The organism is Lacticaseibacillus salsurae, from assembly GCF_045862175.1.
GTDB lineage: Bacteria > Bacillota > Bacilli > Lactobacillales > Lactobacillaceae > Lacticaseibacillus > Lacticaseibacillus salsurae.
Genome location: NZ_BAAFZI010000024.1, coordinates 1 through 24,014, shown reverse-complemented (window position 1 = coordinate 24,014; position 24,014 = coordinate 1). Strand labels below are relative to the sequence as shown.

Annotated in this window: 20 protein-coding genes; 9 read left to right on the top strand and 11 right to left on the bottom strand. The window is 49.3% G+C overall.

From position 1 onward, the window contains the following. Positions 1 to 40 precede the first annotated feature (40 nt). The gene (locus ACKTSG_RS08380) at positions 41 to 1,366 is read left to right on the top strand and encodes a metallophosphoesterase (RefSeq protein ID WP_434056250.1); all 1,326 of its coding nucleotides are present in this window, start codon (positions 41 to 43) and stop codon (positions 1,364 to 1,366) included. A gap of 192 nt (positions 1,367 to 1,558) precedes the next feature. Here the strand turns inward: ACKTSG_RS08380 and ACKTSG_RS08375 are convergent, their stop codons facing one another. The 3 genes from ACKTSG_RS08375 to ACKTSG_RS08365 form a co-directional block, all read right to left on the bottom strand. Beyond that, positions 1,559 to 1,948: a DUF1093 domain-containing protein gene (locus ACKTSG_RS08375; protein WP_407893764.1), complete on the bottom strand. Its 390-nt coding sequence runs from the start codon at positions 1,946 to 1,948 to the stop codon at positions 1,559 to 1,561. Positions 1,949 to 2,038: 90 nt separating this feature from the next. Continuing rightward, positions 2,039 to 3,202, bottom strand: a complete 1,164-nt coding sequence (locus ACKTSG_RS08370; RefSeq protein WP_407893762.1) for a GGDEF domain-containing protein — start codon at positions 3,200 to 3,202, stop codon at positions 2,039 to 2,041. Positions 3,203 to 3,362: 160 nt separating this feature from the next. Continuing rightward, entirely contained in the window at positions 3,363 to 3,824 is a 462-nt protein-coding gene (locus ACKTSG_RS08365; RefSeq protein ID WP_407893760.1) for a DUF8821 family protein, read from the bottom strand. A 48-nt stretch (positions 3,825 to 3,872) separates the two neighbouring features. Between ACKTSG_RS08365 and ACKTSG_RS08360 the strand changes: the two genes are divergently transcribed. Then, positions 3,873 to 4,553 (top strand): hypothetical protein, encoded by a 681-nt coding sequence (locus ACKTSG_RS08360; protein ID WP_407893758.1) that lies wholly within the window; start codon positions 3,873 to 3,875, stop codon positions 4,551 to 4,553. 45 nt (positions 4,554 to 4,598) lie between these two features. On the opposite strand, the gene ACKTSG_RS08355 is transcribed toward ACKTSG_RS08360, so the two are convergent. The 4 genes from ACKTSG_RS08355 to nrdF form a co-directional block, all read right to left on the bottom strand. Next, positions 4,599 to 6,473, bottom strand: coding sequence for a diguanylate cyclase (locus ACKTSG_RS08355; RefSeq protein ID WP_407893792.1), 1,875 nt, complete (start codon positions 6,471 to 6,473; stop codon positions 4,599 to 4,601). Between the two features lie 243 nt (positions 6,474 to 6,716). Next, positions 6,717 to 7,526: a transporter substrate-binding domain-containing protein gene (locus ACKTSG_RS08350; RefSeq protein ID WP_407893756.1), complete on the bottom strand. Its 810-nt coding sequence runs from the start codon at positions 7,524 to 7,526 to the stop codon at positions 6,717 to 6,719. A 90-nt stretch (positions 7,527 to 7,616) separates the two neighbouring features. Next, complete coding sequence (locus tag ACKTSG_RS08345; RefSeq protein ID WP_407893754.1) at positions 7,617 to 8,102, bottom strand: class Ib ribonucleoside-diphosphate reductase assembly flavoprotein NrdI; 486 nt, start codon at positions 8,100 to 8,102, stop codon at positions 7,617 to 7,619. After that, complete coding sequence (nrdF, locus tag ACKTSG_RS08340; protein WP_407893752.1) at positions 8,099 to 9,088, bottom strand: class 1b ribonucleoside-diphosphate reductase subunit beta; 990 nt, start codon at positions 9,086 to 9,088, stop codon at positions 8,099 to 8,101. Before nrdF ends, ACKTSG_RS08345 begins: the two co-directional genes overlap by 4 nt. 171 nt (positions 9,089 to 9,259) lie before the next feature. Here nrdF and nrdE point away from each other — a divergent pair, with 171 nt between their 5' ends. The 3 genes from nrdE (at position 9,260) to ACKTSG_RS08325 (ending at position 12,356) form a co-directional block, all read left to right on the top strand. Further along, positions 9,260 to 11,431: a class 1b ribonucleoside-diphosphate reductase subunit alpha gene (gene nrdE / locus ACKTSG_RS08335; RefSeq protein WP_407893750.1), complete on the top strand. Its 2,172-nt coding sequence runs from the start codon at positions 9,260 to 9,262 to the stop codon at positions 11,429 to 11,431. Positions 11,432 to 11,623: 192 nt separating this feature from the next. Next, a complete protein-coding gene (locus ACKTSG_RS08330) occupies positions 11,624 to 11,914 on the top strand; it encodes a hypothetical protein (protein ID WP_407893748.1) in 291 nt (96 codons plus the stop codon). 178 nt (positions 11,915 to 12,092) lie between these two features. Beyond that, positions 12,093 to 12,356, top strand: coding sequence for a hypothetical protein (locus ACKTSG_RS08325; protein ID WP_407893746.1), 264 nt, complete (start codon positions 12,093 to 12,095; stop codon positions 12,354 to 12,356). A gap of 644 nt (positions 12,357 to 13,000) precedes the next feature. On the opposite strand, the gene ACKTSG_RS08320 is transcribed toward ACKTSG_RS08325, so the two are convergent. Further along, a complete protein-coding gene (locus ACKTSG_RS08320; RefSeq protein WP_407893744.1) occupies positions 13,001 to 13,366 on the bottom strand; it encodes a pyridoxamine 5'-phosphate oxidase family protein in 366 nt (121 codons plus the stop codon). A 180-nt stretch (positions 13,367 to 13,546) separates the two neighbouring features. Here ACKTSG_RS08320 and ACKTSG_RS08315 point away from each other — a divergent pair, with 180 nt between their 5' ends. Continuing rightward, a complete protein-coding gene (locus ACKTSG_RS08315; RefSeq protein ID WP_407893742.1) occupies positions 13,547 to 14,425 on the top strand; it encodes a helix-turn-helix transcriptional regulator in 879 nt (292 codons plus the stop codon). Between the two features lie 44 nt (positions 14,426 to 14,469). On the opposite strand, the gene ACKTSG_RS08310 is transcribed toward ACKTSG_RS08315, so the two are convergent. Next, positions 14,470 to 16,335: a diguanylate cyclase domain-containing protein gene (locus ACKTSG_RS08310; RefSeq protein WP_407893740.1), complete on the bottom strand. Its 1,866-nt coding sequence runs from the start codon at positions 16,333 to 16,335 to the stop codon at positions 14,470 to 14,472. Positions 16,336 to 17,062: 727 nt separating this feature from the next. On the opposite strand from ACKTSG_RS08310, the gene ACKTSG_RS08305 reads away from it, so the two are divergent. Together ACKTSG_RS08305 and ACKTSG_RS08300 are read left to right on the top strand one after the other, a co-directional pair. Continuing rightward, on the top strand, positions 17,063 to 18,229 hold the full coding sequence (locus tag ACKTSG_RS08305; protein ID WP_407893738.1) for an MFS transporter: 1,167 nt from the start codon (positions 17,063 to 17,065) through the stop codon (positions 18,227 to 18,229). A gap of 33 nt (positions 18,230 to 18,262) precedes the next feature. After that, complete coding sequence (locus ACKTSG_RS08300; protein ID WP_407893736.1) at positions 18,263 to 20,155, top strand: S9 family peptidase; 1,893 nt, start codon at positions 18,263 to 18,265, stop codon at positions 20,153 to 20,155. Between the two features lie 75 nt (positions 20,156 to 20,230). On the opposite strand, the gene ACKTSG_RS08295 is transcribed toward ACKTSG_RS08300, so the two are convergent. Further along, positions 20,231 to 20,593 carry a DUF488 domain-containing protein gene (locus ACKTSG_RS08295; protein ID WP_407893734.1) on the bottom strand — a complete coding sequence of 121 codons (363 nt, stop codon included), beginning with the start codon at positions 20,591 to 20,593 and terminating at the stop codon, positions 20,231 to 20,233. A gap of 136 nt (positions 20,594 to 20,729) precedes the next feature. On the opposite strand from ACKTSG_RS08295, the gene pbp4 reads away from it, so the two are divergent. Next, complete coding sequence (pbp4, locus tag ACKTSG_RS08290; protein ID WP_407893732.1) at positions 20,730 to 22,661, top strand: penicillin-binding protein PBP4(5); 1,932 nt, start codon at positions 20,730 to 20,732, stop codon at positions 22,659 to 22,661. Between the two features lie 82 nt (positions 22,662 to 22,743). Here the strand turns inward: pbp4 and tnpC are convergent. After that, the coding region (gene tnpC, locus ACKTSG_RS08285) for an IS66 family transposase (protein ID WP_407893730.1) at positions 22,744 to 24,014 on the bottom strand (1,271 nt) is incomplete at its 5' end.

Below are 24,014 nucleotides of genomic sequence, written 5' to 3'. Positions count from 1 at the left end.
TACAATAATAGCAGTAAAAGGGATCTTCAGGGGGTTTCACGTGAAACGTTGGGTTGCTATCATTGTCAGTTTGATTGCCATGTGCGGTTTTGCAGCCGCACTGGCTTTTTGTTATCCGCAAAGTACCGACCACGAACCAGTATTGTCCAATGAATCCAAGCCGACGCTTTGGGTCACCAGCGATACGCATTTCATCGCGCCGAGTTTGCATGACCACAAACACGCTTGGCAAATGATCAACGGCTCAGCTGCTGGCAAAGACTTATATGACCAGCCGATCGCCATTCATGCTTTTGTTCAAGAAGCCTTAAAGCAAAAACCTACTGCCGTGATCATCACTGGCGATGTCACCTTCAATGGCGAACTCGCCAGTGCGCAAAGCATCGCCAAGCGCTTGGAGCCGCTACAAAACGCCGGCATCCATGTGCTGATCATTCCAGGCAATCATGATATTTATGATGGCTGGGCGCGCAAATTCAAAGGCAAGACTCAGTACAAAACTGCCCAGATCTCGCCTGAAACTTGGCGGCACATTTTTCATGACGGCTATCAACATGAAGCTTCTGAAGACGCCGATTCGCTAAGTTATGCCATCAACTTGAACCAAAACTATCAGCTGTTGATGCTAGATGACAATATTTATACCGTTCAGCCTTCCAACATCCAGCCGATGACTGGCGGGCGTTTGCGCCCCAGCACCTTGAATTGGATCCGCAAACGCTTGGAAACTGCCCACACGCAACATCGCCAAACTTTGGTCTTCATGCATCACAATTTGTATGATCACAATGCCCATTCCGATGGCTGGACGTTAAATAATGCCCCAGCTTTGCGCAAGTTGTTAGCTGAATACAAAGTCCCAGTGGTATTTTCTGGCCACATTCACGCCCAAGATATTTCCGCAGATCCAAGCGGCAAGTCCCCGACCAAAGAGATCGTGTCTGCCAGCTTCGCGCAAACCCCTGGCGTTTACGGCGTGGTAACGTTGACTAAAGACACCTTTGCCTATCACACCCAGAAGCAAAATCTCACCCCTTATCTCACTGCCACGCAGCGCACTTATCCGCGGTTGATCAATTACCAACGCTATTTGGAAAAAGACTTCAAAGAATCCCAAGCGCTGCCGATCGTTTGGCAAGAAGCCCGCGATGCTGGGTTGCGTGGGGATGACTTAAGCAATGCAGCGACATTTTTGGCCGAGTTGAACTGGCGCTTTTTCTCCGGAACCGACAGCGGCGGCTTGGCCACATTAAAAGAAATGGCCGGCTACAAAGTGGTGATGGGCAACGCGCAACTGCGCCCACGCGCCCAAGCCATGTTGATCGATCACAATTTGCCAGATCGCAAGTTGTTTTTGAGATATTAAGGAATTTCAAAATTCACCGCTAACTGCATTCAAGAAAGCGGAATCATGGTATATTGACCTTATCAAAGGCCACAAAGTGCCATTGAATTCACGCCACCTCGCGCAAGGTGGCGTTTTTTTTGCGCGTCGTCACACAAAAACGGCGATCCCTCGCCATTGGTGCTTGAGGGGTCGCCGTTTAGTTGTGCGTGCTTATTGAAGCGCTGCTAATGCTTTGGCTGGCACTTGAGATTTATCGATGGTTTTCATGCCTTTGGTCACGCGCTTGGCAGACACTTGGGCGGTAACGAAGCTGCCTGCTGGCAAAGGCTTGGGGTTGGTGCTTTCTGCCGATTCCCAGCCCACAGACTTGGTGTTACCATTGGCGTCAGCCCATTTGAAGTCATATTCATAGTAGTAAACTTGTTGGCCATTTTGCTTGTAGTTTTTGCCGTCATCAGTTTTTGATTTGTGTTTGACGGCAGTCGGCACGATCGCATAATTGGTGGTGCCATGATAAGTGGTGTTCCAATAACTGTAGGCTTTGTACCCACCAAAAGCCACGATCACTAAGACGATGATACCAACGATTGCTTTGCGCATAAGTCTCACTCCTTGGATTTAGCGGGATCACACCGCGGTTGTTGTCTTTATTATCGCATCTTCACGCGCATTTACCTACGAACAATTTTGTCACTTGGCGACTCGCAGCGTTTGGCCGTGAATATTTAACCCATCACGGCCGCTGCGCTTGACGGCGTATAAGTACTGATCGACGCGGTTGTAAATATCCAAATAATGCTTGTCTTCTGGATCGACGAATTCTGCCCCAAGCGATACGGTGATTTGAAAATCCTTGCCCGCTTCACTGTGAAAAACTAGCGCCGCTAAACGCTGACGCAACCTCTCTGCCAGTTTCGTTGCGGCTTGTTGATCACCATGGCCTTCGCCGACTAACAAGCAGAACTCTTCACCACCCATGCGATATACGGCAGTGGGATATGACAATTCATGAGCAAAATCCAGCGTGGTTTGGGCGACTGTTTTCAACACGGTATTGCCCACCAAATGGCCATACGAATCATTGATCGACTTGAAATGATCGATGTCCAACTCAAACAGCCAATAATTCTGCCCTGTACGTTGATGCCGCTCATATAACTTTTGCAACTCGGTATTGAAGGTGCCGAAATTTTTCAAGCCGGTCATGCGATCGCGCACCGCTTCTTGTTGATAGCGATTGTTTTGCCGGCGCAAATGCACCAACATATGCGCATATTCATAAGCCATCACCGCCAAGATCACTAACGCCACTAACTGCCGGACCCAAAACCAACCGTCTTTAGAGCCGACGCCAAGCGCCATGGCTGTTAAGGAGATCCCGCAATAAACTGTAAATAGAGGATAGATCACCACACGCCGATCCCAGATCTTGGCGCCTTTGACCGTCAAGAAATACTGAATAGCCACCACCAGCGCCGTTAGCCCCAAGCGCAAAGGTGTCACCTGGCCAGGCAAATAAAACAAATAGCCAAAAGTCGCCAAAGCCGCCCCAGCCCAATGGACTGGCGATACCATCAACAAGTTGAACACAAAGCTGACAATGATCATCACATTGAAAAAGGTCCAATGCGCGCCCCACAGATTGGAGGCTTGATTACCATTGACCGCTGACATTAAAAACAAATACAATGTAAAGATCCAACAGATCACAATTTGGATCTGATCATGATACGCAAACAGCCAGCCAGATTTTTTCTCGCCGACATAATAGATCAACGCCAATACGCCACTGACCACGATCGCGTTGGTCAACAATGACGCAATAAATGACCAAACTAACCAATTAGCTGCCATGATGCGCCCCCCAGTTCTATACAAAAAATGTACCGCTGACAACCTTTGCGTGCAAACATTTTCACAAGCGTCAAATTGGCTTTTTTCAAGGACTCAGGGGTATGCTTAAGGCAACAAAAAAGCGCTGGTTGCCCAACGCTTAGCACCATCAATGGCTGGTTCAATACTCGCCTTTGATCACAAAGAAGCTGCCACGAATGACCCCAGCAAGCTTGGACTTTTGATGGGCGAATTTGAACTTGCCGACTAATTCTTCAGGGACGGGTACCCCGTCTGCTAACTTGATGCCCACCGCCCGCTTGCCGCCTGGCGCTTGCGTATACAACACATTGATCTCTAAGCCATTATCGTAAAACACATGGGTCCACTTCACCCCATCGATAACTTGTTGGCTAACTGCCAAAGGCTTCGCGGCAAAATGCAGCGCGCGTTCGCTTAAGATTGCGTTGACATAAGCCATCACTTGCGGCTGGTCGTCAGCGGCTTGCGTGACAAACGGGACTTTATATTTGTTCCAAAAATACCGTGCTTCATTGGCGCGCAAGCCGGCTAAGCTTTCAGCGTATGGTGACGCTTCTAACCCAACTGTTGTGACCTGTTTAAAATCAACTGTGTCCCCCATTTGACGCCTCGCAAATTTTTCTTTCAGTATACCACCAGGAGGAAAGCCATGGAATCGTACTTGATGACGTTGACCGTGCCTCAGCGCTTGTTGATCGTGGTGATGATGCGCATGGCACATCACAGCGCTGAGCCGTTCTTAACGCAAGTCTTATTGCCGCAAAATCACGATCTCAAGCCGCAAGTGTTTTCGCTATCGGCGCAAAATATCATCGCCACTGATCAGCTGTTTTTCAACACAGCGATCGGCTACCCAACAGTGGCGCCGATGGTCAAAAGCGCCATTGATCGCGCGTTAGGTTACGCCAAACACCATGACGTCATTGGCCAAGCTTTAGCCGATCAGCCGGCTTTGCCGCACCCGACACCTGATTTTGAAGTGGACCTGGCGATTTCCATGCGCCAACGCCAGCGATTGGCTTTATTTTGCTTGCTGAATATCTTAAGCACCTTGAAGCAAACAACGCACACGCACTTAGGCCAGTTTGTGCCAAGCATCGTGTTGTTGGACAAGTTGTTGCCCAAGCACTGGTATTTAACGCGGCAGACCATGACTTTAGATGAGCATGATCTGGTGACTTTGACCCCGATCTTGCTGGCAGTCAGAGAGAATTATTCAGGCTTTAACGGCTTATTGACCCAACTGCTTAACGGCGTCAAAGCCCATGACCAAGAATTGTGGGACAAGATCAGCGATTTGGTCGAAGCCGCCGATGAAAATCCCGATTAAAAAAGCGACGTCACTTCAGATTTTGCTGAAGTGACGCCGTTTTGCTTAAGCTAAGCGCGGCAGATCTGGGCGATCATAATAATAGCCTTGCAGATACTGTGCGCGCAGATTATTGCGGACAAACGCTGCGTCTTGCGAGTTTTCAATGCCATTGACCACGACCAACAACTGATGTGGCGCGATCAACTGATCCCACTCGTGAAGGTCTTCGGGTGCAAAGCCATTGGGATAGCGTTGCCGTAAACTGTCACAAGAAACTTTGATCATATCCACATGCGCCAAGCGCGGCGCTAGATCGGCCAATGACTGGCGTGCATCGATGTTGACTAAACCAATTTTGATCCCGACTTGTTGATAACGCGGTGCATTTTGGGCTAACACCTTAGCGTCGATCTTGTGATCCAGCTCTACCATCAGTTTCACGGCCATCGGCTCGCCAGCAATAAAGGCCGTCAAACGCGCTGGCGTGTCTGGATGGGCGAATTGTCGCGGCGACAAATACATCATCAAGCGCTGCGTTTGCCCAGCAGCCAACAAGTCGCGCATATAATTCAGTTGCACGTCGATCGGCAAAACAAAATCCTTAGGGAAATTCCAGCGGTCATGATCATATTCATAGCGCGCCACCAACACTTCTTGGGCTTCGATCGGCGCATCTGGCAACCGTGCATCCAATACCGCTTGGCTGATCAACGTCCGCGTGGCCAATACTTGCCGTTTGACCTCAGAATTCAAGGTCTCATCCCCGATGGTAATGGCATTGCGCCCGTTATGTTTGCTTTGATAAAGCGACGCATCTGCACGGGCAAACACATCATCAAACCCGCGATCTTCTGGATGCAACTCTGCCACCCCGATCGACAAGGTGGTTTTAACCGTGTAGTCGCCAGCGTCAAAATGTTGATCTTGCACCGTTTGCCAAACAGCTTTGACGATTTCGCGTACCGCATCTAGGGTCGCATCAACAAAAATGATGTTGAACTCTTCCCCGCCAGTGCGATACAGCGGATGTTGACCAGGATGTCGCGCCAGTTCTGCGTCGATACTGCGCGCCACGCCGATCAACACATCATCGCCAACTAAATGCCCATAGTGGTCATTGATTTGCTTGAAATGATCGATATCGATCGCCGCGACAGTCAACGAATGCCCACCGTCATGCGCCTCATGGAAAAAGTGCGTCACATCGCGACGATAAATCGACGCGCTTTTGGCGTTGGTCAAAGAATCGTATTGCGCCAATTGTGCGTTGACCGCATTTTGCACATCGAGTTTGTGATCGCGCGCCAAGGTGATCGCAGTGACCACTACCATGACAAAATACATCGATAAGCCTTGGATGATGATCATCGGCGTCACCACCAAACCGGCGGAATGCGGCGGCAGCAAGGTCCAAAAGCAGATCCCAATAAACATATAAGCGGCGACATGGCGCCCCACCCGGTAGCGGATCTGATCGCGCCACAGCCACAATACCAACAAGCCGATGCCAGCGCCGATCACTGAGATCACAAACTGCGGCCGATCATAATAGCCCATATGATGCATCAACCACACATCTGCTAGGCCAGCCACCCGCCCAGCAAATTCCCACCAGCGGATATTTTGGTCAAGCAAAATAAACGTCAACACAAATAGTCCCATGTTATGAAACATCAAACCAGTGGCATTGGTGAACACTAACCACCCGACCATATGTAACGCCGTGCCGATGCCGATCGCAGCCAAGGCGACAACGATGCGGATCAGCCATTTATATACCGGCTTATCTTTAAACCAGACATTGGCCACATGCCAAATGCGCCGGTAATAGTTGATAAAGCCAGTAGCGAACATAAAGGTGATCAATAATTGTGCAAACCACAGCGGTGCACCAAGCGGCGCTGTGCCCAAAGTTGCAACATTGTCTCCCGGATCCATATTCACACTTGATTCCTCCTAAGAGAAAACCCATTTCGTCCAATTATCGCCCAATTATACGCTTATCTTGATCGAAAATAAAGTATATGCCATTAATCATCCGGATTTAGCAAAACGTTGCGTTCATGGGTTTGACCGCCTTTTCGCCTAGACAAAAAAAGCGCCTTGGAACCACGATTCAAAAAGCGAATCAGGGTCCCAAGGCGCCTGTATTGTGGGCTAAAAGCGCTTTGCGTCACAGCCTTATTTGGTGATGTCGGCGCCGAAGTATTTCATCGACAACTGCTTTAATGTCCCATTGTCACGCAGGACTTTCAGCGCTTTGTTGACGCGCTTTTGTAGCTTGGTCGACTTTTTGTTCAATAAGCCAGAAACCTTAGCCGGCGGCACTTGGGAACTTGGCAATTCGGTCATGGTCAAGCCAGTAGTCGCATGATCAGCTTTATAAGCGTACCAAGATGGTGCGGCGTTGATGTTACCATCGATACGGCCATCTTTGATCATTTGCAGATCAGTGGTGAATTGTTCCACGGGAACGACGGTAGCGCCATACTTTTTGGCAACAATGGCATTATCAGAGCCAGTGGATTCGCCTAACTTCTTGCCTTTGATGTCAGAGATCTTCGTCAATGGCTTGTTAGTTGGTGAGATCAACACGTAATGCGAATAAGTGTAAACATCAGAGAACAAGTAGCTTTTGGCACGTTCTGGACTTTGGGTGATGTTGTTAAGCACCAAATCAAACTTCCCAGCACCCAGTCCGGCGATCAAAGAATCCCACTTGGTTGGCTTAAATTCTGCCTTGACGCCCATTTGCTTGGCGACGGCTTTGCCCAAGTCGACTTCAAAGCCAACGAGTTTGTTGTTTTGACGATATGAGTAAGGTTTGTAGGTACCTTCCAAGCCGATGGTCAAGGTGTCTTTGGTGACCAAGTCATCTTTGAAAGTGCCTGTCGTTTTGTTCGTTGCACTGTTGCCGCAAGCCGCTAGTAATGCGACGCTGGCAGTTAAAGCCGCGCCAAGTAAGGCTTTGCGCAAAGTTTGCCACTTCATGTTTAAATCTCCTCCATTAAATGCTCGAATACTTCCAGCCTAATGGAACAAGTCATTGCGGTCAAGCACTTTCTTATAATAAGTTGTTAGCTAATGGGTCAACGCGCGTTTCACGCCGCGTTGTTCAAAATCCTTCTGGTAGTTGACCAAAGCCGTGTAGATCTTGGCGGCTTCAACGTCATTGCCACGCAGTTCAAACAACCCGATCACCGGTGAATTGAAGCGGCGCGCATAATGCTTGGCCGTTAAGCCAAACTGCGCATTAAAGTTGCGGTTACCAGAGCCGATGATGCCCAGCAAATTGTCGGTATTACCAGCATCTAGTTCATCGCGAAAATCTAGCGTCAACACTTCTTGATAGCCGTTGTTGATACCATCGCCACCGTCGAGATACGTCGGCACCATCGCAAAAAATGGCTGATCCATGATGCTGCTATCAACAGATTCAGAATATTCTACCGCATTGATCTGATACGCTGTGGCATCTTTGGCATGTTGCGCATCGGCGTAGGCACACAAACGCTTCACAAAAGCGCGGGTATTGCCGGAAATCGACACATAAAATAAATTGATCATTTGTCGTCGCCTGCCTTTGGATCTGAGATCACATCAATGTTGTAATCATCATCACTCATCGCTTCAACTTGACCTAACAAGTAGCCGTTACCCACTTGGGAGAAGAAGTCATGGTTTGACGTGGTGGTGTTGATTCCGTTCATGATGATCGGATTAACGTCAGCGGCGCTAGTTGGGAACATGCTTTCTTTGCCTAAGTTCATCAAGGCTTTGTTGGCGTTATATTCCACAAACGTCATCACTTCTTTGGTCCAGCCAACTTGGTCGTAGCAAAGCGCCGCATATTTTTCTTCATTGGCATAAAGCTTGTACAACAAGTCATAAGCCCAGTCGTCTTGCTTTTGCTTTTCAGCATCAGACAATTGGTTATAGGCGATTTGATACTTGTAGCCGATGTAAGTGCCATGCACTGATTCATCCCGCAAGATCAACTTGATGATCTCAGCGACATTATTGAGTTTGTTGTTGCCTAAATAATATAGCGGCGTGTAGAAACCAGAGTAAAATAAGCAAGTTTCCAAGAACACGTTGGCTACTTTTTTGTGCATCGGATCTGGATCATTGCGATACAAGTCCACGATCCACTTGGCTTTATTTTGCAAGTATTCTTCAGAGTCGGACCATTGGAAAATTTCGTCGATTTCCGGTTGGGTGTTCAACGTGGAGAAAATCGTCGAATAAGACTTGGCATGAACAGATTCCATGAATTGGATGTTGTTAAGCACCGCTTTTTCATGCGGGGTGATGGCCCCTGTGGTCAAAGCGCGCATACCGTCTTGGCTTTGCACCGTATCCAACAAGGTCAACCCGCCAAACACATGGCCGACGACCCATTGATGGGTGTCGTCGAGTTCGCGCCAGTCGTCCATATCATTTGAAACCGGCACCCGCGTATCCAGCCAGAATTGTTCCGTTAATTTCTCCCAAGTTGCTTTATCGACAGCGTCAGAAACGCGGTCCCAGTTGATCGCCTGATAATTTTCCATAATTGATGTGCATCCTCTCTGAATTGACGTTACAATGTCAGTTGCGCGCTAATTTTACCACAGCTACGCACAAGTCAAAAACCGCAAGATGTTGTTTGCAATTTGACCGTAACCACAATATACAGTATCATAGCATTATTCTCAATGCTAAAAAACAAAGGAGCGTTCGCCATGGGCCTCAAAGCCATCGATCCAGAACAAGTCACGTATTTCAAATTAAACAATGAAATTAATATTCCGGTGAATGGCCAGATCCCCTTGGCCAAAGACAAAGAAGCGCTCGCCGCTTTCTTCACCGAAAATGTCGACCCCAATACCATGACTTTCGACAGTTTGAAAAGTCGCTTGGACTATTTAGTTGAACATAATTACTATGAAGCCGACTTTTTACACAAGTATTCGCTTGAATTCATGCAACAGTTGAGCGACTACTTAGCTGCGCAAAACTTCCACTTCCAATCCTTCATGGCTGCCTACAAGTTCTACGCCCAATATGCGTTAAAAACTGACGACAATGAATCTTACTTGGAATCTTTTGAAGATCGCGTGTTTGCCAATGCTTTGTTTTTCGCTGACGGCGACGAACAACTGGCACAAACCTTAGCTGATGAAATGATCCACCAACGCTATCAACCAGCGACGCCATCGTTTTTAAACGCTGGGCGCGCGCGCCGTGGCGAATTGGTGTCATGTTTCTTGCTACAAGTATCAGATGACATGAACAGCATTGGCCGCGCCGTTAACTCCGCTTTGGAATTGTCTCGTATCGGCGGCGGGGTCGGCATCACCTTGTCTAACTTGCGCGAAGGTGGCGCACCGATCAAAGGTATTGAAGGCGCCGCTTCTGGCGTGTTGCCAGTGATGAAGTTATTGGAAGACTCTTTTTCTTATTCCAACCAACTCGGTCAACGCCAAGGTGCCGGCGTGGTGTATTTGAACGTGTTCCATCCAGATATCATCGCCTTTTTAGGGGCGAAAAAAGAAAACGCCGACGAAAAGTATCGCTTGAAGACTTTGAGCCTTGGCGTGATCGTGCCAGATAAGTTCTATGATCTGGTCAAAGCCGACGCAGATATGTACTTGTTCTCCCCTTACTCAGTAGAGCGCGAATACGGTCAACCATTTTCTTATATTGACATCACCAAAGAATACGATAACTTAGTGGCCAACCCCAACATCACCAAGAAAAAGATCCGCGCCCGCGACTTGGAAACTGAAATTTCTAAGTTGCAACAAGAATCCGGCTATCCTTACATCTTAAACATCGACACTGCCAACAACGCCAGCCCAATCGCCGGCAAGATCATCATGTCCAACTTGTGCTCTGAGATCTTGCAAGTGCAAACCCCAAGCGTGTTGAACAACCGCCAAGAATATGATGTTTTAGGCACCGATGTTTCATGTAACTTAGGCTCCACCAACATCCCCAACTTGATGCAAAGCCCTAACTTTGAAAAATCTGTCGACGCCATGGTGCGGGCTTTGACTTATGTCACTGACCACTCTGCCATTGACGTGGTGCCATCGGTGCAAAACGGCAACGACTTGGCCCATTCCATCGGCTTAGGCGCCATGGGCTTGCACACCTATTTTGCCAAGCATCACATGCACTATGGTAGCCCAGAATCTTTGGACTTCACCAACCAATACTTCTTGTTGTTGAACTACTACACGTTAAAAGCGTCCAACCAGATCGCGCGCGAACGCGGTGTGGTGTTCCACAACTTTGAAGCGTCCAAATACGCAGACGGTAGTTACTTTGACAAGTATTTGAACCAAGATTGGGACATTAAATTCGCCAGCGTCCGCGAACAATTCCAAAACATCCACATTCCGACTAAGCAAGACTGGGCGGATCTCAAAGCCGCTGTGATGAAAGATGGCTTATACCATCAAAACCGCATGGCCGTTGCGCCAAACGGGTCGATTTCATACATCAACGACACCAGCTCCAGCTTGCATCCGATCGTTAACCGCATCGAAGACCGTCAAGAAAAAACCATCGGGACGATCTACTATCCAGCATCTGGTTTGGCCAATGACACCTTGCCATATTACCAATCTGCTTATGACACCAACATGTGCAAAGTGATCGATGTCTACGCTGCGGCGCAACAACACGTCGACCAAGGCATGGCAATGACCTTGTTCATGCGCTCCACGATCCCTGCTGGCACGTACCCTTGGAAGGAAGGCCGCACGGATAAAATGACCACCCGCGACTTGAACATTTTACGCAACTACGCCCACGCTAAAGGCATCAAGTCGATCTACTACATCCGCACCTTCACCGATGATGAAGATGAAATCGGCGCTAACGCTTGCGAAAGCTGCAGCATCTGATCAAGCCTGAAAAGTGGCCTCGACACCAGTTGTCGAGGCCACTTTTTTGCGCGTCAAAATAAAAATTATATCTATTTTCTTGATAGTTGATGCCTTCATTCATAATAAATGGTTAAAAAATCCTAATAATTACACCCAAGGCCAGGCACATCCGGTATATTTAAGGCATAGAATACTTTGGAGGTGTCCGGGATGCTTAGTCGTATGACCCATCATGAATGGACAACCGTATGGCGCAAACGTGAAGTGCGCAATGCCATGCAACAACTATGGGAGAAACTTGCACGCCAAGGTTATCCCGAAACGGCTTTACAAGTAACTGGTGACTTGCAAAAACAGCGCGTGAATGGCCAATTGACTTATCGTCTGCCGCTAATGGCAATTTCGACCACAGAAAATTATGTGGCTTACCTCAGTGAAGTCAACGGCCACTGGCGCGTCAATTTATCCCGCACTGACGACGAACCACAAGCGACCCATTAAAGAAGCGTTTTGCCCACAATTTTTTGTGAGCGGCGCTTCTTTTTTGTCGGGCACAGCGCCATTTCATAACATTTTTATTAAACTCGATTGCATCACGTTAAGCTCGCTTAAGCTTTGAAACAACATTTTGGTCCTGACCTAAAATAGAGTTATCAATTCCACTTGGAGGTATGCGATCATGGTCATTACCACCTTATTCAATCACGCCGCTCGCGAGCGCCGCAACGTTGAGCGCTTGGTGTTAGAAAAGCTCGCCAAAAACGGCTATCCGGAAACGGCATTGTTGATGGAAAAAGGTTTGCAAAAAGCCGATACCGGTTATCGTTTAGACTTTGAAACTTGGGAAACCAACGAACATTACGCCGCCATTGCCACTCGCGACGGTAAAACCTGGCGCGTCGCTTTGCAGATCGGGGAGCTGGCCCCGCAGCCGCTGAACTAAAGCGCCTAAGTAACCAAGCAGGTTCCTGTACCTCAACATCAACACGATTCATACAAAAGCCATAAGTCCGCCTACCAAAAGAGCTGGTAAGGTGTCCTTATGGCTTTTGTGTTGCATGCACTGAATAGAAATCCAGAAATAAGCAGACTCGTTTCTGAAAAGCAAGTAAGCGCTATCGCCATGTGCTAAAATATGTAGCAAATCTGTCAATTTTAGGAATGTAATCTCTGCATGAAGGTAGCTGGGCGAAGAAGTTTGATGCCGGGACTCCAGCTGGCGGCCAGTTGTCACTAGTAGGCATTACATACTAGTCCCTAAGCGAAATCAAGGCGGCGCCAGTTATCTGATCGCAGCACGAAGGTCGTTTGCAGTTGGGACGGAGGCTGGTCGGGGTGACCATAGTGAGAACGCTGTCGGCGATTTATCGCCTACAGTGTTCCACAAGTCGAGATCCAGCGGGTGGCGAGCAACGCGAGACATCCCGTAGCTTTGCTGAGGACCCTCACTATGGTCGCCCCGACCAGCCGGATTCCCAACTGCAAACGACCGCCCCAGCGCACATCAAAAAAGACCCGCATCATGCGGATCTCTTTGTGTGTGAATATAGGGTATCTGATCGATTCTGTGACATGGTAGCACGAAGATCAGATCTTTTGTTGGACCGTATCGATATCAACGACAAGCATCCGCGTCAACCAAGGGAACTGCGCCTTTTTAGCGTCGAAATCGGCGCCGGAATCAACGAAGTGCCCACGGCCTGCGACATGAAAGCCGGCGCCTGGGCCGACTGTGCCGATCACGTCTTTGGAACCAAACGTCAACAGCACATGGTTATCCGTGGGAAAATCTGCTTCGATGCTGTGCATCCCCGCTGCTGGGATCAACAACTGCTGATCTTTGAGCGTGATATAAGACATCCACGTGTTCACCACATGTGCTGGCGCCGCGTTGATCGTAATGATCGTGACTGGCCCTTCGTGTTGCAATACTTCAAGAAATTTTGCGTCCATGGGCATCCTCCTCCTCAGGTAACTGACAGATCAATTGTACGTCTGTTAAATGATACCGGATACATGCAAAATTGTCTGTTTTGTTATGCCAGACTGACATTTTCAAGCAAATGCCCTGCCCGAATGGGTCACTTTTGTGCTAAAATTGGCAGATAGACACAATCTCAAGGAGGACTTTGCATGTATACGCCAATTTGGAGCGCGACAACGGTTGAATTAGATCTCAGCCCGTTAAGTGCACCACCTGATCCTGAGGCTGGTGGCACCCAGCTGGCGATCATTCAATGTCGCCGCGATTGTTTACTCCGGTTAAAAGGCCGCCCGCTGGCATTAAAAACCGGCGACGTCGTGTTGATCCACAACCCGATGCCAGCCCAACTAGAAGCATATGGCGCCAACCGGCCGCTGCAAGTACGCTTTTTCATTCTACCAGTGGCTAACACCGTGGGGATCGGGCCAAATGCCATGATCACCAGCTTTTTGCAAAGCACTGACACCGCGCACATTGTTTTTCGGCGCATCGCGCATGAACTGACCAACGGTTACTGCGAACAATTGGCGCGCTTGATGTTGATGCAACCACAAGATGGCTACTTGCGCTATGAAGCGTCGATGGTGGCCAACTTGTTATTGACGGAATTATCTCGGGCACGGTTGAATGCGATGATGATCATCGAATCCGACTTCCCAGAAGATAACTTGCGCGGCGCAGACAAAGCCCATCAAGTTGGCTTGATCCTCAATTACATCATGGCCCATATCGATTCAGTGACCTTGAAGTCTGCGGCGGAATATTTTGGTTATGAGCCCAACTACTTCTCTCGCTTGTGCCATGACTTGTTCAAAAAACCATTTTCTGCGGAATTGCGCTTCATTCGCATGAACCAAGCCAAGAAAATGCTCGCCATGACGGCGCAATCTGTCGCAGAGATCGGCTTTAGCTTAGGCTACAAGAACCCTGCCAACTTTGATCACACCTTCAAAAAGCAGTTCGACATCACGCCGAGCGCTTATCGGCGCCAAGCGCAACTGGCGCAAACGGATACTGATGTTCGCTAAACAAAAACGCTTTGACTCTCAAACATGAGCCAAAGCGTTTTTGATTACGACAGCCGCGGCAAAGCTGGCCGGTCAAAATAATACCCTTGTGAATACTTGGTATGGATCACGTCTTTGGCAAAAGCCGCATCTTGTGAGTTTTCAATATCGTTGACCACAATATCCGCATTGACTTTGGCACAAGCAGCTTGTAAGGCTTGGATCTGATCGGCGCCGTTTGCGGTTTGATACAACTGGCGCAAATCGGAGACGCGGATCTTCACCCCATCGATCAACGCCAAATACGGCTTGAACGTTTCAAGGTCGTTATCCGGCGCAAAGTTCTTCAACACGATCCGCAGATCACGCGCATGATAACGCTTGGCAGCGGTTCGTAAGGTGGCCAGATCTGGCAACATCGTCAACTCCACAGCCAAGGTGTGTAATTTAGGTTCTTGATCGCGAAAATCCGCCAAGCGTTGTGGCGTATGCGGCGCCAAAAAAACTTCTGGGATCAAGTTGAGCATGATGCGCGGTGCGGCAGTTGCTTGCAAGGCGCGATGCAAAAAGTTCATTTGCACGATCAACGGCAGCGTCACCACATCGGGAAAATCCCAGCGGTCATAAGCGTCAGCGTAAACTGCTAAGATCAACTCGTCATACACCAATTCCGACGGCGTCACCCGCGTATCCATCACATGTTGCGTCAACAAAGCGCGGATCGACATCACCCGCGGCGCTTGGGTATGCGCTAAGGTGCGACCCATCATGGTGATGGTATCGCGACCGTTATGTTTGCTTTGGTAGAGATTTTCATCTGCGCGGGCATACAGATCATCGACAGATTCATCGGTTTCGACCATTTTAGCCACGCCAATGGAGATCGTCGTTGGGATCTCAAAGCGGCGCGCATGTAACTTCGCAGTGCGCACCGCTTGCCAAATGGCGGTGACGATGGTTTCAACAGCGCGATCAGACATGTTCTCAAATAAGATGTTGAACTCTTCGCCACCGGCGCGATACAAGGAATGTTTGCCTGAATACTGGCTCATGGTTTCTGACATCAATTTCGCGACGCCAGACAACAATTCATCCCCAGTCAAATGCCCATAGTGATCGTTGACTTGTTTGAAGTGGTCGATATCGATCACCGCCATGGTCAACTTTTTATGTTGGGCGCGGGCCAAATTAAACACCCGCGGGGCGGTGCTTTGGTATAACGATGCCGATAAAGTATCTGTTAAGCTGTCGTAATGCGCCAGTTGGGCATTGGCGCGATTTTTTTGATCTTCCACATGGCGATTGTGCATGAAAAAGCCGGTGGTACACGCCATGGCCACATAAATGGCGAAACCTTCCAAGCGCAACACTGGCGATAAGTGGATCCCTAACGACACGTCAGGCATCAACGCCCAAAAAACACCGCCGATGTAGCCAAACACCCCGATATGGCGGGCTGGGTTATAGCGGATCTCGTCGCGATAACGCCACAATGCCACCACTGCGATCCCTAACAAGACCAGCGATACCCAAAACTGCCAGCGCTCAAACTGTGGGGCATACTGATTCACCCAAATCGCCAAGACCCCAGCTAAACGCGCGCCGAACTCCCACCAATGGGCATCACGATCCAATAAGGTGAAACTGAGCAAAAACAAGCCGATGTTATGAAACATGATGCCATTAGTCGGCATCGCCCCGCCAGCATAATGCATGCCCAGCCCTAAGCTCAACACCACCAACAATAAGCCGCCGCGCAATGAGCGATATTGCGTGTGACCAGTTTGTTCTGAGGCAAAAACATAATGCCAAGTCCGGCGATAATAGCTGACAAACCCAGCCGCCACCATCACCACAAGCACGATTTGTAAGAGCAATAACCACGCTGGCAGTGGTGCGCTGACGCCAACAATACCTATTTTTAAGCTCATGTCGCACTCCCCCCAGACTGCGTGCATTGATTGCATATACAATTTGATTATCACCTATTTTCAGGTGAATCTCAATGTATTTATGCCGTTTCGGTAATTTGTAAGCGTCAGCACCAGTAAATTTATTTTGGCGCAAGAAAAAACCTACGAAACTGATGCATTTCGTAGGCTCCCCGCGTTCGGGAATGCTCAAGCCGACTAGAAATAACAAACAGTACAGCCCTAAGCCGGTCGTGGCTACTCCGATCACACCTAACGCGACTTTCCAGTAACTTGCAAAACGGCTTTTTACGCCAGCGACGATCAATACGACTCCCACAGCAATCAAGATCAAGGCGATCACGAGCCATGGCACGATTATCGACAGCCTTTACCCCTTTCAATCCAGTTCACCCATTCCCCAACTAAAAGCGCTTTCTTCGTTTGATGATACTGCTTGCTTTGGTGCCTGCCAAGCAATAATGCCGCGCATTTTGTTGCCTGATGCACAAACTCATTGTTTTCTCATCACCCTCATGCTATATTAATAACATCTTGATCTCGGAGGGCTCGTTATGTTGACACAATGGTTAACGATCGCGCATGCAAATTTCAATAAAATTGCCGCTTAAGGGTGGAGTCTGCCCTAAAATCGTTGATCGTTGTGCAACATACCGCCTAGCAAACCCAATACGCTGCGGTGTGTTGGGTTTTTGTCTGCATTTTTTTGCAGGCTGAGGAGTTTAATATGTCGATCCACAAACAATTATGGCGTGCTTACGCCTACAGTTTCTTGGCTTATTGCGGTATCACCCAGCTGTGGGTGATCTACTTGTCGCAACTAGGCTTATCGTTGGTCCAGGTGGGGTTATGCGAAAGCATTTTTCACATGGCCAGTTTCTTATTTGAAGTCCCTTCTGGCGTTTTAGCCGACCGCTTCACCTATAAACGCATGCTGATCTTGTCGCGTATCGCCGCGTTGATCAGCGCCGCGATGATGCTTTGGCAAGGCGGCTTTTGGTGGTTTGCCTTGAGCTTTATGGTGTCGGCTTGGGCGTATAACTTACAATCAGGCACCTTAGAAGCCTTGGTTTACGAATCGCTGAAAGCCAACGGGCAAGAAGACGTTTATCCGCATGCCACCAGCGTCATGAACGCGGTGATCGAAGTGACGGCGACTGGCGGGTTATTGTTAGCCGGCTCACTCGTGCATGGGCATTTGGCTTGGAGCTATTATTTGGCCATCGGGCTGGCAGTATTGGCGATGTTGGTGGTTTCGCAGTTAATAGAACCCGCAACGCACCAGCCGCAAGCCGATCAAACCACGATCAAAACCATCATCACCGCTGCTTGGCAAGTGTTGACCAATGACCGGCGGCTGTTTGCACTGATGAGCTTTGATGCCGTATTTTCGGCGTTGACCACTGGGTTTTTCTATTATTTCCAACAAGTGATGCAAGTGCGGCACTTCCCAAGTTGGCTGATCACCACGGCTTTAGCGGGTGCTTCAGTAACGGCGATCATTGCCATTCGCTTAGCCCCACGCGTATTGAAACATGCCAAGCGTCAGGTGTTGATCGCCTTGGCTGGAAGTTTATGCGTCACCTTTTTGCTAGCGAGGTTGAATACCAGCGGTTTATTGGTGGGGTTATATTTGCTCAATTACGCGTTGTCGGCGTTACTGCCACCGATTTTCAACGTGTATTACAATGACCGCATTCCTAGCTCTCAGCGCGCCACGTTATTATCTGTCGCATCGCTGCTCTTTTCTTTGGCGATGATCGGTTTGTTTCCACTACTGGGTTGGCGCATCGACCAAGTGGGCTTTGCACACACCTTCAGTGAAGTTGGCATCGGCTTAAGCTTGACGCTGATGATCGGCTGGGGGCTTGTATCGTTGCGGCGAAAAGATTAGAATTTGATTATAAAAATTCACAGGAGGTCACTTATGCGGATCACCACGACTGATTTATTTGCGTTACACACTTTTTCCAAACCTTTATTGGTTTCAGGCGGCGTGATTGCCGTTGACAATTGGCTTGATGCCAAAACCAACACCTATCAAAGGACGTTGGCCTATTACCCTGATGGCCAAGCAGCAGTGAGCTTGGGGTTCGACCAGCAACATGATACCGATCCGCAATGGTCCCATGACCAATTGGCCTTTTTAAGCCAAGCAACAGATGGTACCACGCAGATCTTTACCCAAAGTTTATTAGGGGAGCCGGCGATCCAGCGCTCTTGGGTCAAATCTGGCGTCGAACACTTTTTGTGGGATGACGCTGGCTTAGGTTGGTACATCCAAACCCATGAAAGCTTGGCGCAAGCGTCCCAATTCCCGCATGCCACGCGCTTGACGCGGTTGCACATTCAAGATAATGGCCATGGCTTACGCCCAGAAAATACCCAAACCACCTTATTTTATCAAGGCCTGGCAGCGGCAAAACAACGCGTGGTCTACCAAAGCCGCACGGCCTTTCAGTTAGTGGCAGCCACAAAAGACGCCTTGGCATTGGCGTTTGAACCTGATGATCACTTTAACGGCGATCACAGTCCGGCGACGACCACTGCATTATTTGATCTGGCCTCCAATCAAGCCACGCCGATCGTGACCGGTAGCGCCAGAGCCTTGGCCTTTTCCCCTGATGGGCAGAAATTATTGTTCGTCGGCGATCCCGGCGACGGCACTGCGTTGGCTGATACGTTGATGATCTACGACCGAAACCTCGGCAGCTATCAAGAGATCTTCACCGACGCGCCAGAAGTGGGGAACTGGACCGTCGCCGACAGCCAACAAAACTTGGCCAATATTGCCGCACGCTTTGTCGACAATGACCAGGTGATGTTTTTATATAGTGATGCCGGTCAAGTCTTTTTGGCCACTAGCGACTTGCAAGGACATTGGCAGCAACTCGACACGCCGGCTGGGTCGATCAGTGACTTCAATAACGCTGGCCAAGATGTGGTTTACACTTACACCAACTTCACCACGCCAAGTCAATTGTGGCATGGTCAACAGTTAGTTGCCGACTTGAATGCCAACTGGTCAAAAGCGCATCAGGTGCAAACGCCACAAGCTTTCAGCTTCACGCGCGCTGGCTTTGAGATCCATGGGTGGTATTTGCCGCCTGTCGCCTCATCGCAAAAGCACCCAGCGATTTTATCCGTTCACGGCGGCCCGCATGCGGCTTATGGGGATATCTTTTTCCATGAATTGCAGGTATTTGCCGCTCAAGGCTTTGGCGTGATCTTTACCAATCCGCGCGGCAGTGCCACTTATGGGCGCGAATTTTTAGCTGGCAACTTAGCCGATTATGGTGGCGAAGACTATCAAGATTTAATGGCCGCCTTGGACGTTGGCTTAAAGCTGGATCCCACCATCGATACGGATCATCTTTATATGACTGGTGGCTCCTATGGTGGGTTCATGGCGAATTGGATGGTCACGCATACCGATCGCTTTGCCGCTATCGTGTCACAGCGCGCCATCAGTGATTGGTTGAGCTTTTTTGGCACCAGCGATATTGGCTATTTCTTTGGGAACTTGGAATTGGGCCAATACCAACTCGACGGCAGCCACCGCGATGCTTGGTGGCAACAAAGTCCGCTAGCCCATGTGCAAAATGCTCACACGCCGCTGTTGTTGATGCATTCAGAAGACGACTTGCGCGTGCCGATCGGCCAAAGCGAAGAATTCTATGCCGCATTGAAAATGCAAGGCTCACCAGTTGAATTCCTGCGTTTTCCTGATAGCAACCATGATCTATCGCGCACCGGCTTGCCGAATTTGCGCCTGGAGCGCTTAGATGCCGTGCTGGATTGGTTCAACCGGCATCAATAAACTCACAAAACGCCTCGAAGCCACGATCGAATCGTGGTTTCGAGGCGCTTTGATGCTCGGCGAAAACTGCTGGAGTTATCCCCGTGTGGATAACTTTTCGTCGAGATAACTTTTCAACACCACGGCATTATTGTGGGCTTCATCTTTGGCGCCAAACAGCAATAAAACAGGTTGCTGGCTGGCGGCGACTTGGGCCACAAAAGCCGGCGTATCCGGATTGTTGTCCAGTTCTTGGCGATAACGCGTGGTAAATTCAGCAAATTTCTCTGGGTCATGGCCAAACCATTTGCGCAACTCGGTACTTGGGGCAATGGTTTTGGCCCAATCATCTAACGCCGCATTGATTTTTGACACGCCGCGCGGCCAAACGCGATCAACTAACAACCGCAAGCCACGCGGTTGATCATGGCGATAAATGCGTATTGGCATGATCTCCATTTGCTCACCTGCTTTCTACTCAAGTGTAAGCCCCTTGACGACACTTATCCACAGTGGATAAGTGTCATTTTTATTGGTGAAAGTTATCCCTGTGGTTTAAGGTATAATGGCCTTATCAACCAAGGAGGGCCATCCCATGCAAAAGAAGCTCTTGATCGCCGCAGCCGGCGCTGTGGTGGTGATCGCAGGCGGATTTTTCGGCGTACGCGCTTATCAACACCATGTTCAAAATGTGGCGGTGCAACAAACTGCCGCGCAGTACACCCACGCTTTTGCCAAACGCGATTACGCCAAACTCGCTGATGCTGTCAACCTCAAAGACTTGCCGAATAACTACACCAAAAAAGCTTTGATCGCCCGCAACCAAGCGGTATTTGATCGCGTTGGGGCCAGCGCCATCAAGATCTCCCACCTGAAAGTTGGCAAAGTTCAAGGCACTTATGCCACGCTGAGCTTTTCAGCCACGATGCAAACGAAGATCGGCAAGTTGAAACCACAAAATTACGAAACCACTATTAATAAAACTGGCAACACTTGGAAAGTGCACTGGACCCCGGCAATGTTGTTCCCACAAATGAGCGGGGAAGACACCTTGCAGCTCACCACCATCCCCGCCACTCGCGGTCAAATCTACGATCGCAACCACCAGCTTTTGGCTCAAAATGGCACTGTGATCCAAGCCGGATTGATCCCCAGCCAATTAGGCACTGGCAGCACTCGCACCACCAATTTACAAAAAATCGCCACTGCTTGGAACGTGAAATTGGCCAGCTTAGAAACCTTGTTGAACCAAAGCTGGGTCACCAAGGACACTTTTGTCCCAGTGAAAGTCGTCACCGCCACGCCGACGCTGACAGGCACCAATTATCAAACCATCGGCAGTCGCACTTATCCACTAGGTGAAGCGGCGGCGCAACTCATCGGCTATGTGGGCAATGCCACCGCCGACGATATCAAGAAAACCCCGACTTTGACGGCGGATTCGCAAGTCGGCAAAGCCGGCTTGGAACAAACCGAAGACCAACGCCTGCGCGGCACTGATGGCGGAGAGTTATACATTTTACATGGCAAACAAGCCACCGTGTTGTTGAAAACCAAAGCTAAAGCTGGCAAAGACTTGACCTTGACGATCGACGCCACGAAGCAAAAAGCCGCTTATGCCGCGTTAAACAATCAACCAGGCGCAGTGGTCACCATGGCACCGCAAACTGGCGAGTTGTTGACTTTGGCCAGTGCGCCAAGTTATGACCCGAACAAATTCGTTAACGGGATCTCACAAAGCGACTATGACGCCTATGCCAACAACAAATCTTTGCCTTTTGTCAGCCGCTTTACCCAGCGGTACGCGCCTGGTTCAACGTTTAAAATGTTGACTGCGGCGATCGCCTTGCAAAACAAAACCATCACCACTGACACCACCAAAGCGATCAGCGGGTTGAAATGGCAGGAAAATTCAAGCTGGGGCACCTACAAAGTCACGCGCACAGTAGACGCCAGCCCGGAAAATATGACCCAAGCGTTGGTCAACTCTGATAATATCTGGTTTGCCCAAACTGCTTTAAAAATGGGCGCTGACGCGTATTTGAAAGGTCTCGAACCTTTGTTTAAGACTCAAGCGTCCTTGCCGCTGCACCAAGGCAAAGCCCAGATCTCCAATTCCGGTAAATTGGCTTCAGATACCTTATTGGCTGATACCGCTTATGGCCAAGGCCAATTGTTATTGTCTCCGATCCAACAAGCTGCGATGTATTCCAGTATCGCCAATGGCGGCGTGATGCAACAGCCAACCTTGATCAAAAACCAAGCGGCCACGCGCACCACAGTATTTGATCAAAGCGACGCCAATGCCGTGAAAACCGCGTTGACGCATGTGGTTTCTGACGCAACTGGTACGGCGCATGGGTTAGCCATTACCGGCCACACCATTGCTGCCAAAACCGGTACTGCCGAGTTGAAACTCAAACAAGACACTGATGGCAAACAAAACGGGTTCTTAGTGGCCATGGACGCTGACAACAACCAATATTTAACTGTTTCGTTAATGGAGAATGTTGGCTCTAGTCCGTAAGCAGGAGATAACCACACGTTCATAACGCCAAAATCGGGTCAAGGCACATCTCTATGATGTGTCTTGGCCCGATTTTCTATTGCTAGTCCAGACTAATGTTCCATGGCAAGTATGGCGCCAGCGTGGTTTCATTCAGTTCAAATTCTGGTATCTGTGGAAGCTTTTCAAATAAGCACTTCAAATACTTGAATACATCCAACTGATTGGCCTTGGCAGTCTCACACAAAGTCATCAGGTTCGCATTTGCTTCGGCACCATCGACACTGGTACTGAATAAGTAGTTCTTACGTCCGATCACCAAGTCTTTGACGCTGCGCTCAGTCGCATTGTTGCTAAAGTCGATCTCGCCGTAGTCCATGAGCCGGTCAAGATAGATCCGCTGATTTTGGGCATACTTCACCGCTCTTCCCAATGCGCCTTTTGGCAGCGCAGTGAGGCCATCGATCCATGCCCAGAATTTTTTCATGAGCGGAGCGATGTTCTTTATTCTAAAAGCTTGGCGTTCTCCCGCCGGCGCATGCTGAACTTGTCGCTCCAACATAAACATGGTGTCGATCAACTTCAACGGTACCGAGTCTTCGATGCCGTTTTTCAAGTGCACAGCGGCGTCATAGAATCTGCGTCGAACATGCGCCATACATCCAGTGCGGGTGATCGCATCATCAAGCTTGTTATAGCCTGAATAGCCATCACACTGGAGTACGCCAGAGAAGCCTTCGTACAATTCTTGAGCGAACGCTCCGGCGCGTGTGGCATCATACGCGTAATAGACGCCAGGTTCATTTGATGATTGCACCGAGCGCATCACCCACATATAGCCATGCGACCGCCCGGATTTACGTGGGTCACGGATCGCCTTATATGGCGTTTCATCACCTTGTAAGAACGGCTGCGCCACCAAATGTTCCCGTATGAGATTCACCACTGGTTGGACGACCACTGATGCTTTGGTCATCCAGTTCGCATAAGTGGTTTCGGGAAGATCGACCCCCGCACGCTTAAATTCCTTGGCTTGTCGATAAAGTGGTAAGGACAAGCCGTACTTGTTGTATGCGATGGTGGCGACCATTGAGGCAGACCCCAAACTGTGGGCAATTAACGGCCGTGGCGCGTGACCTTGGAAGAATTGAGTATGATCCGTTTGTTTAGCGCAGGTCGCGCATTTTTTGACTTCTTCGTAGATCTGATGCCGATAGATCACTTGAGGAATGATGACGACTTCCTCACGAACAAAGCGTTTGCCCGCGACTTCAAGTACATGTCCTTGAGGACACTGCTCATCATCACACGGAATAACGGTCTCAATGATTGGAAGGGACTTGCTCAGTGCTTTTTTGCGTGTAGCTTTGCTTT

Bases quoted from the DNA above. Each gene is read 5' to 3' on its own strand.
- nrdE (WP_407893750.1), top strand. From the start codon at position 9,260: ATGGGCCTCAAAGCCATCGATCCAGAACAAGTCACGTATTTCAAATTA.
- ACKTSG_RS08330 (WP_407893748.1), top strand. From the start codon at position 11,624: ATGCTTAGTCGTATGACCCATCATGAATGGACAACCGTATGGCGCAAA.
- ACKTSG_RS08305 (WP_407893738.1), top strand. From the start codon at position 17,063: ATGTCGATCCACAAACAATTATGGCGTGCTTACGCCTACAGTTTCTTG.
- ACKTSG_RS08345 (WP_407893754.1), bottom strand. From the start codon at position 8,102: ATGATCAATTTATTTTATGTGTCGATTTCCGGCAATACCCGCGCTTTT.
- ACKTSG_RS08370 (WP_407893762.1), bottom strand. From the start codon at position 3,202: ATGGCAGCTAATTGGTTAGTTTGGTCATTTATTGCGTCATTGTTGACC.
- ACKTSG_RS08300 (WP_407893736.1), top strand. From the start codon at position 18,263: ATGCGGATCACCACGACTGATTTATTTGCGTTACACACTTTTTCCAAA.
- ACKTSG_RS08295 (WP_407893734.1), bottom strand. From the start codon at position 20,593: ATGGAGATCATGCCAATACGCATTTATCGCCATGATCAACCGCGTGGC.
- ACKTSG_RS08320 (WP_407893744.1), bottom strand. From the start codon at position 13,366: ATGGACGCAAAATTTCTTGAAGTATTGCAACACGAAGGGCCAGTCACG.
- pbp4 (WP_407893732.1), top strand. From the start codon at position 20,730: ATGCAAAAGAAGCTCTTGATCGCCGCAGCCGGCGCTGTGGTGGTGATC.
- ACKTSG_RS08325 (WP_407893746.1), top strand. From the start codon at position 12,093: ATGGTCATTACCACCTTATTCAATCACGCCGCTCGCGAGCGCCGCAAC.
- ACKTSG_RS08350 (WP_407893756.1), bottom strand. From the start codon at position 7,526: ATGAAGTGGCAAACTTTGCGCAAAGCCTTACTTGGCGCGGCTTTAACT.
- ACKTSG_RS08375 (WP_407893764.1), bottom strand. From the start codon at position 1,948: ATGCGCAAAGCAATCGTTGGTATCATCGTCTTAGTGATCGTGGCTTTT.
- ACKTSG_RS08365 (WP_407893760.1), bottom strand. From the start codon at position 3,824: ATGGGGGACACAGTTGATTTTAAACAGGTCACAACAGTTGGGTTAGAA.
- ACKTSG_RS08310 (WP_407893740.1), bottom strand. From the start codon at position 16,335: ATGAGCTTAAAAATAGGTATTGTTGGCGTCAGCGCACCACTGCCAGCG.
- ACKTSG_RS08360 (WP_407893758.1), top strand. From the start codon at position 3,873: ATGGAATCGTACTTGATGACGTTGACCGTGCCTCAGCGCTTGTTGATC.
- nrdF (WP_407893752.1), bottom strand. From the start codon at position 9,088: ATGGAAAATTATCAGGCGATCAACTGGGACCGCGTTTCTGACGCTGTC.
- ACKTSG_RS08355 (WP_407893792.1), bottom strand. From the start codon at position 6,473: ATGGATCCGGGAGACAATGTTGCAACTTTGGGCACAGCGCCGCTTGGT.
- ACKTSG_RS08315 (WP_407893742.1), top strand. From the start codon at position 13,547: ATGTATACGCCAATTTGGAGCGCGACAACGGTTGAATTAGATCTCAGC.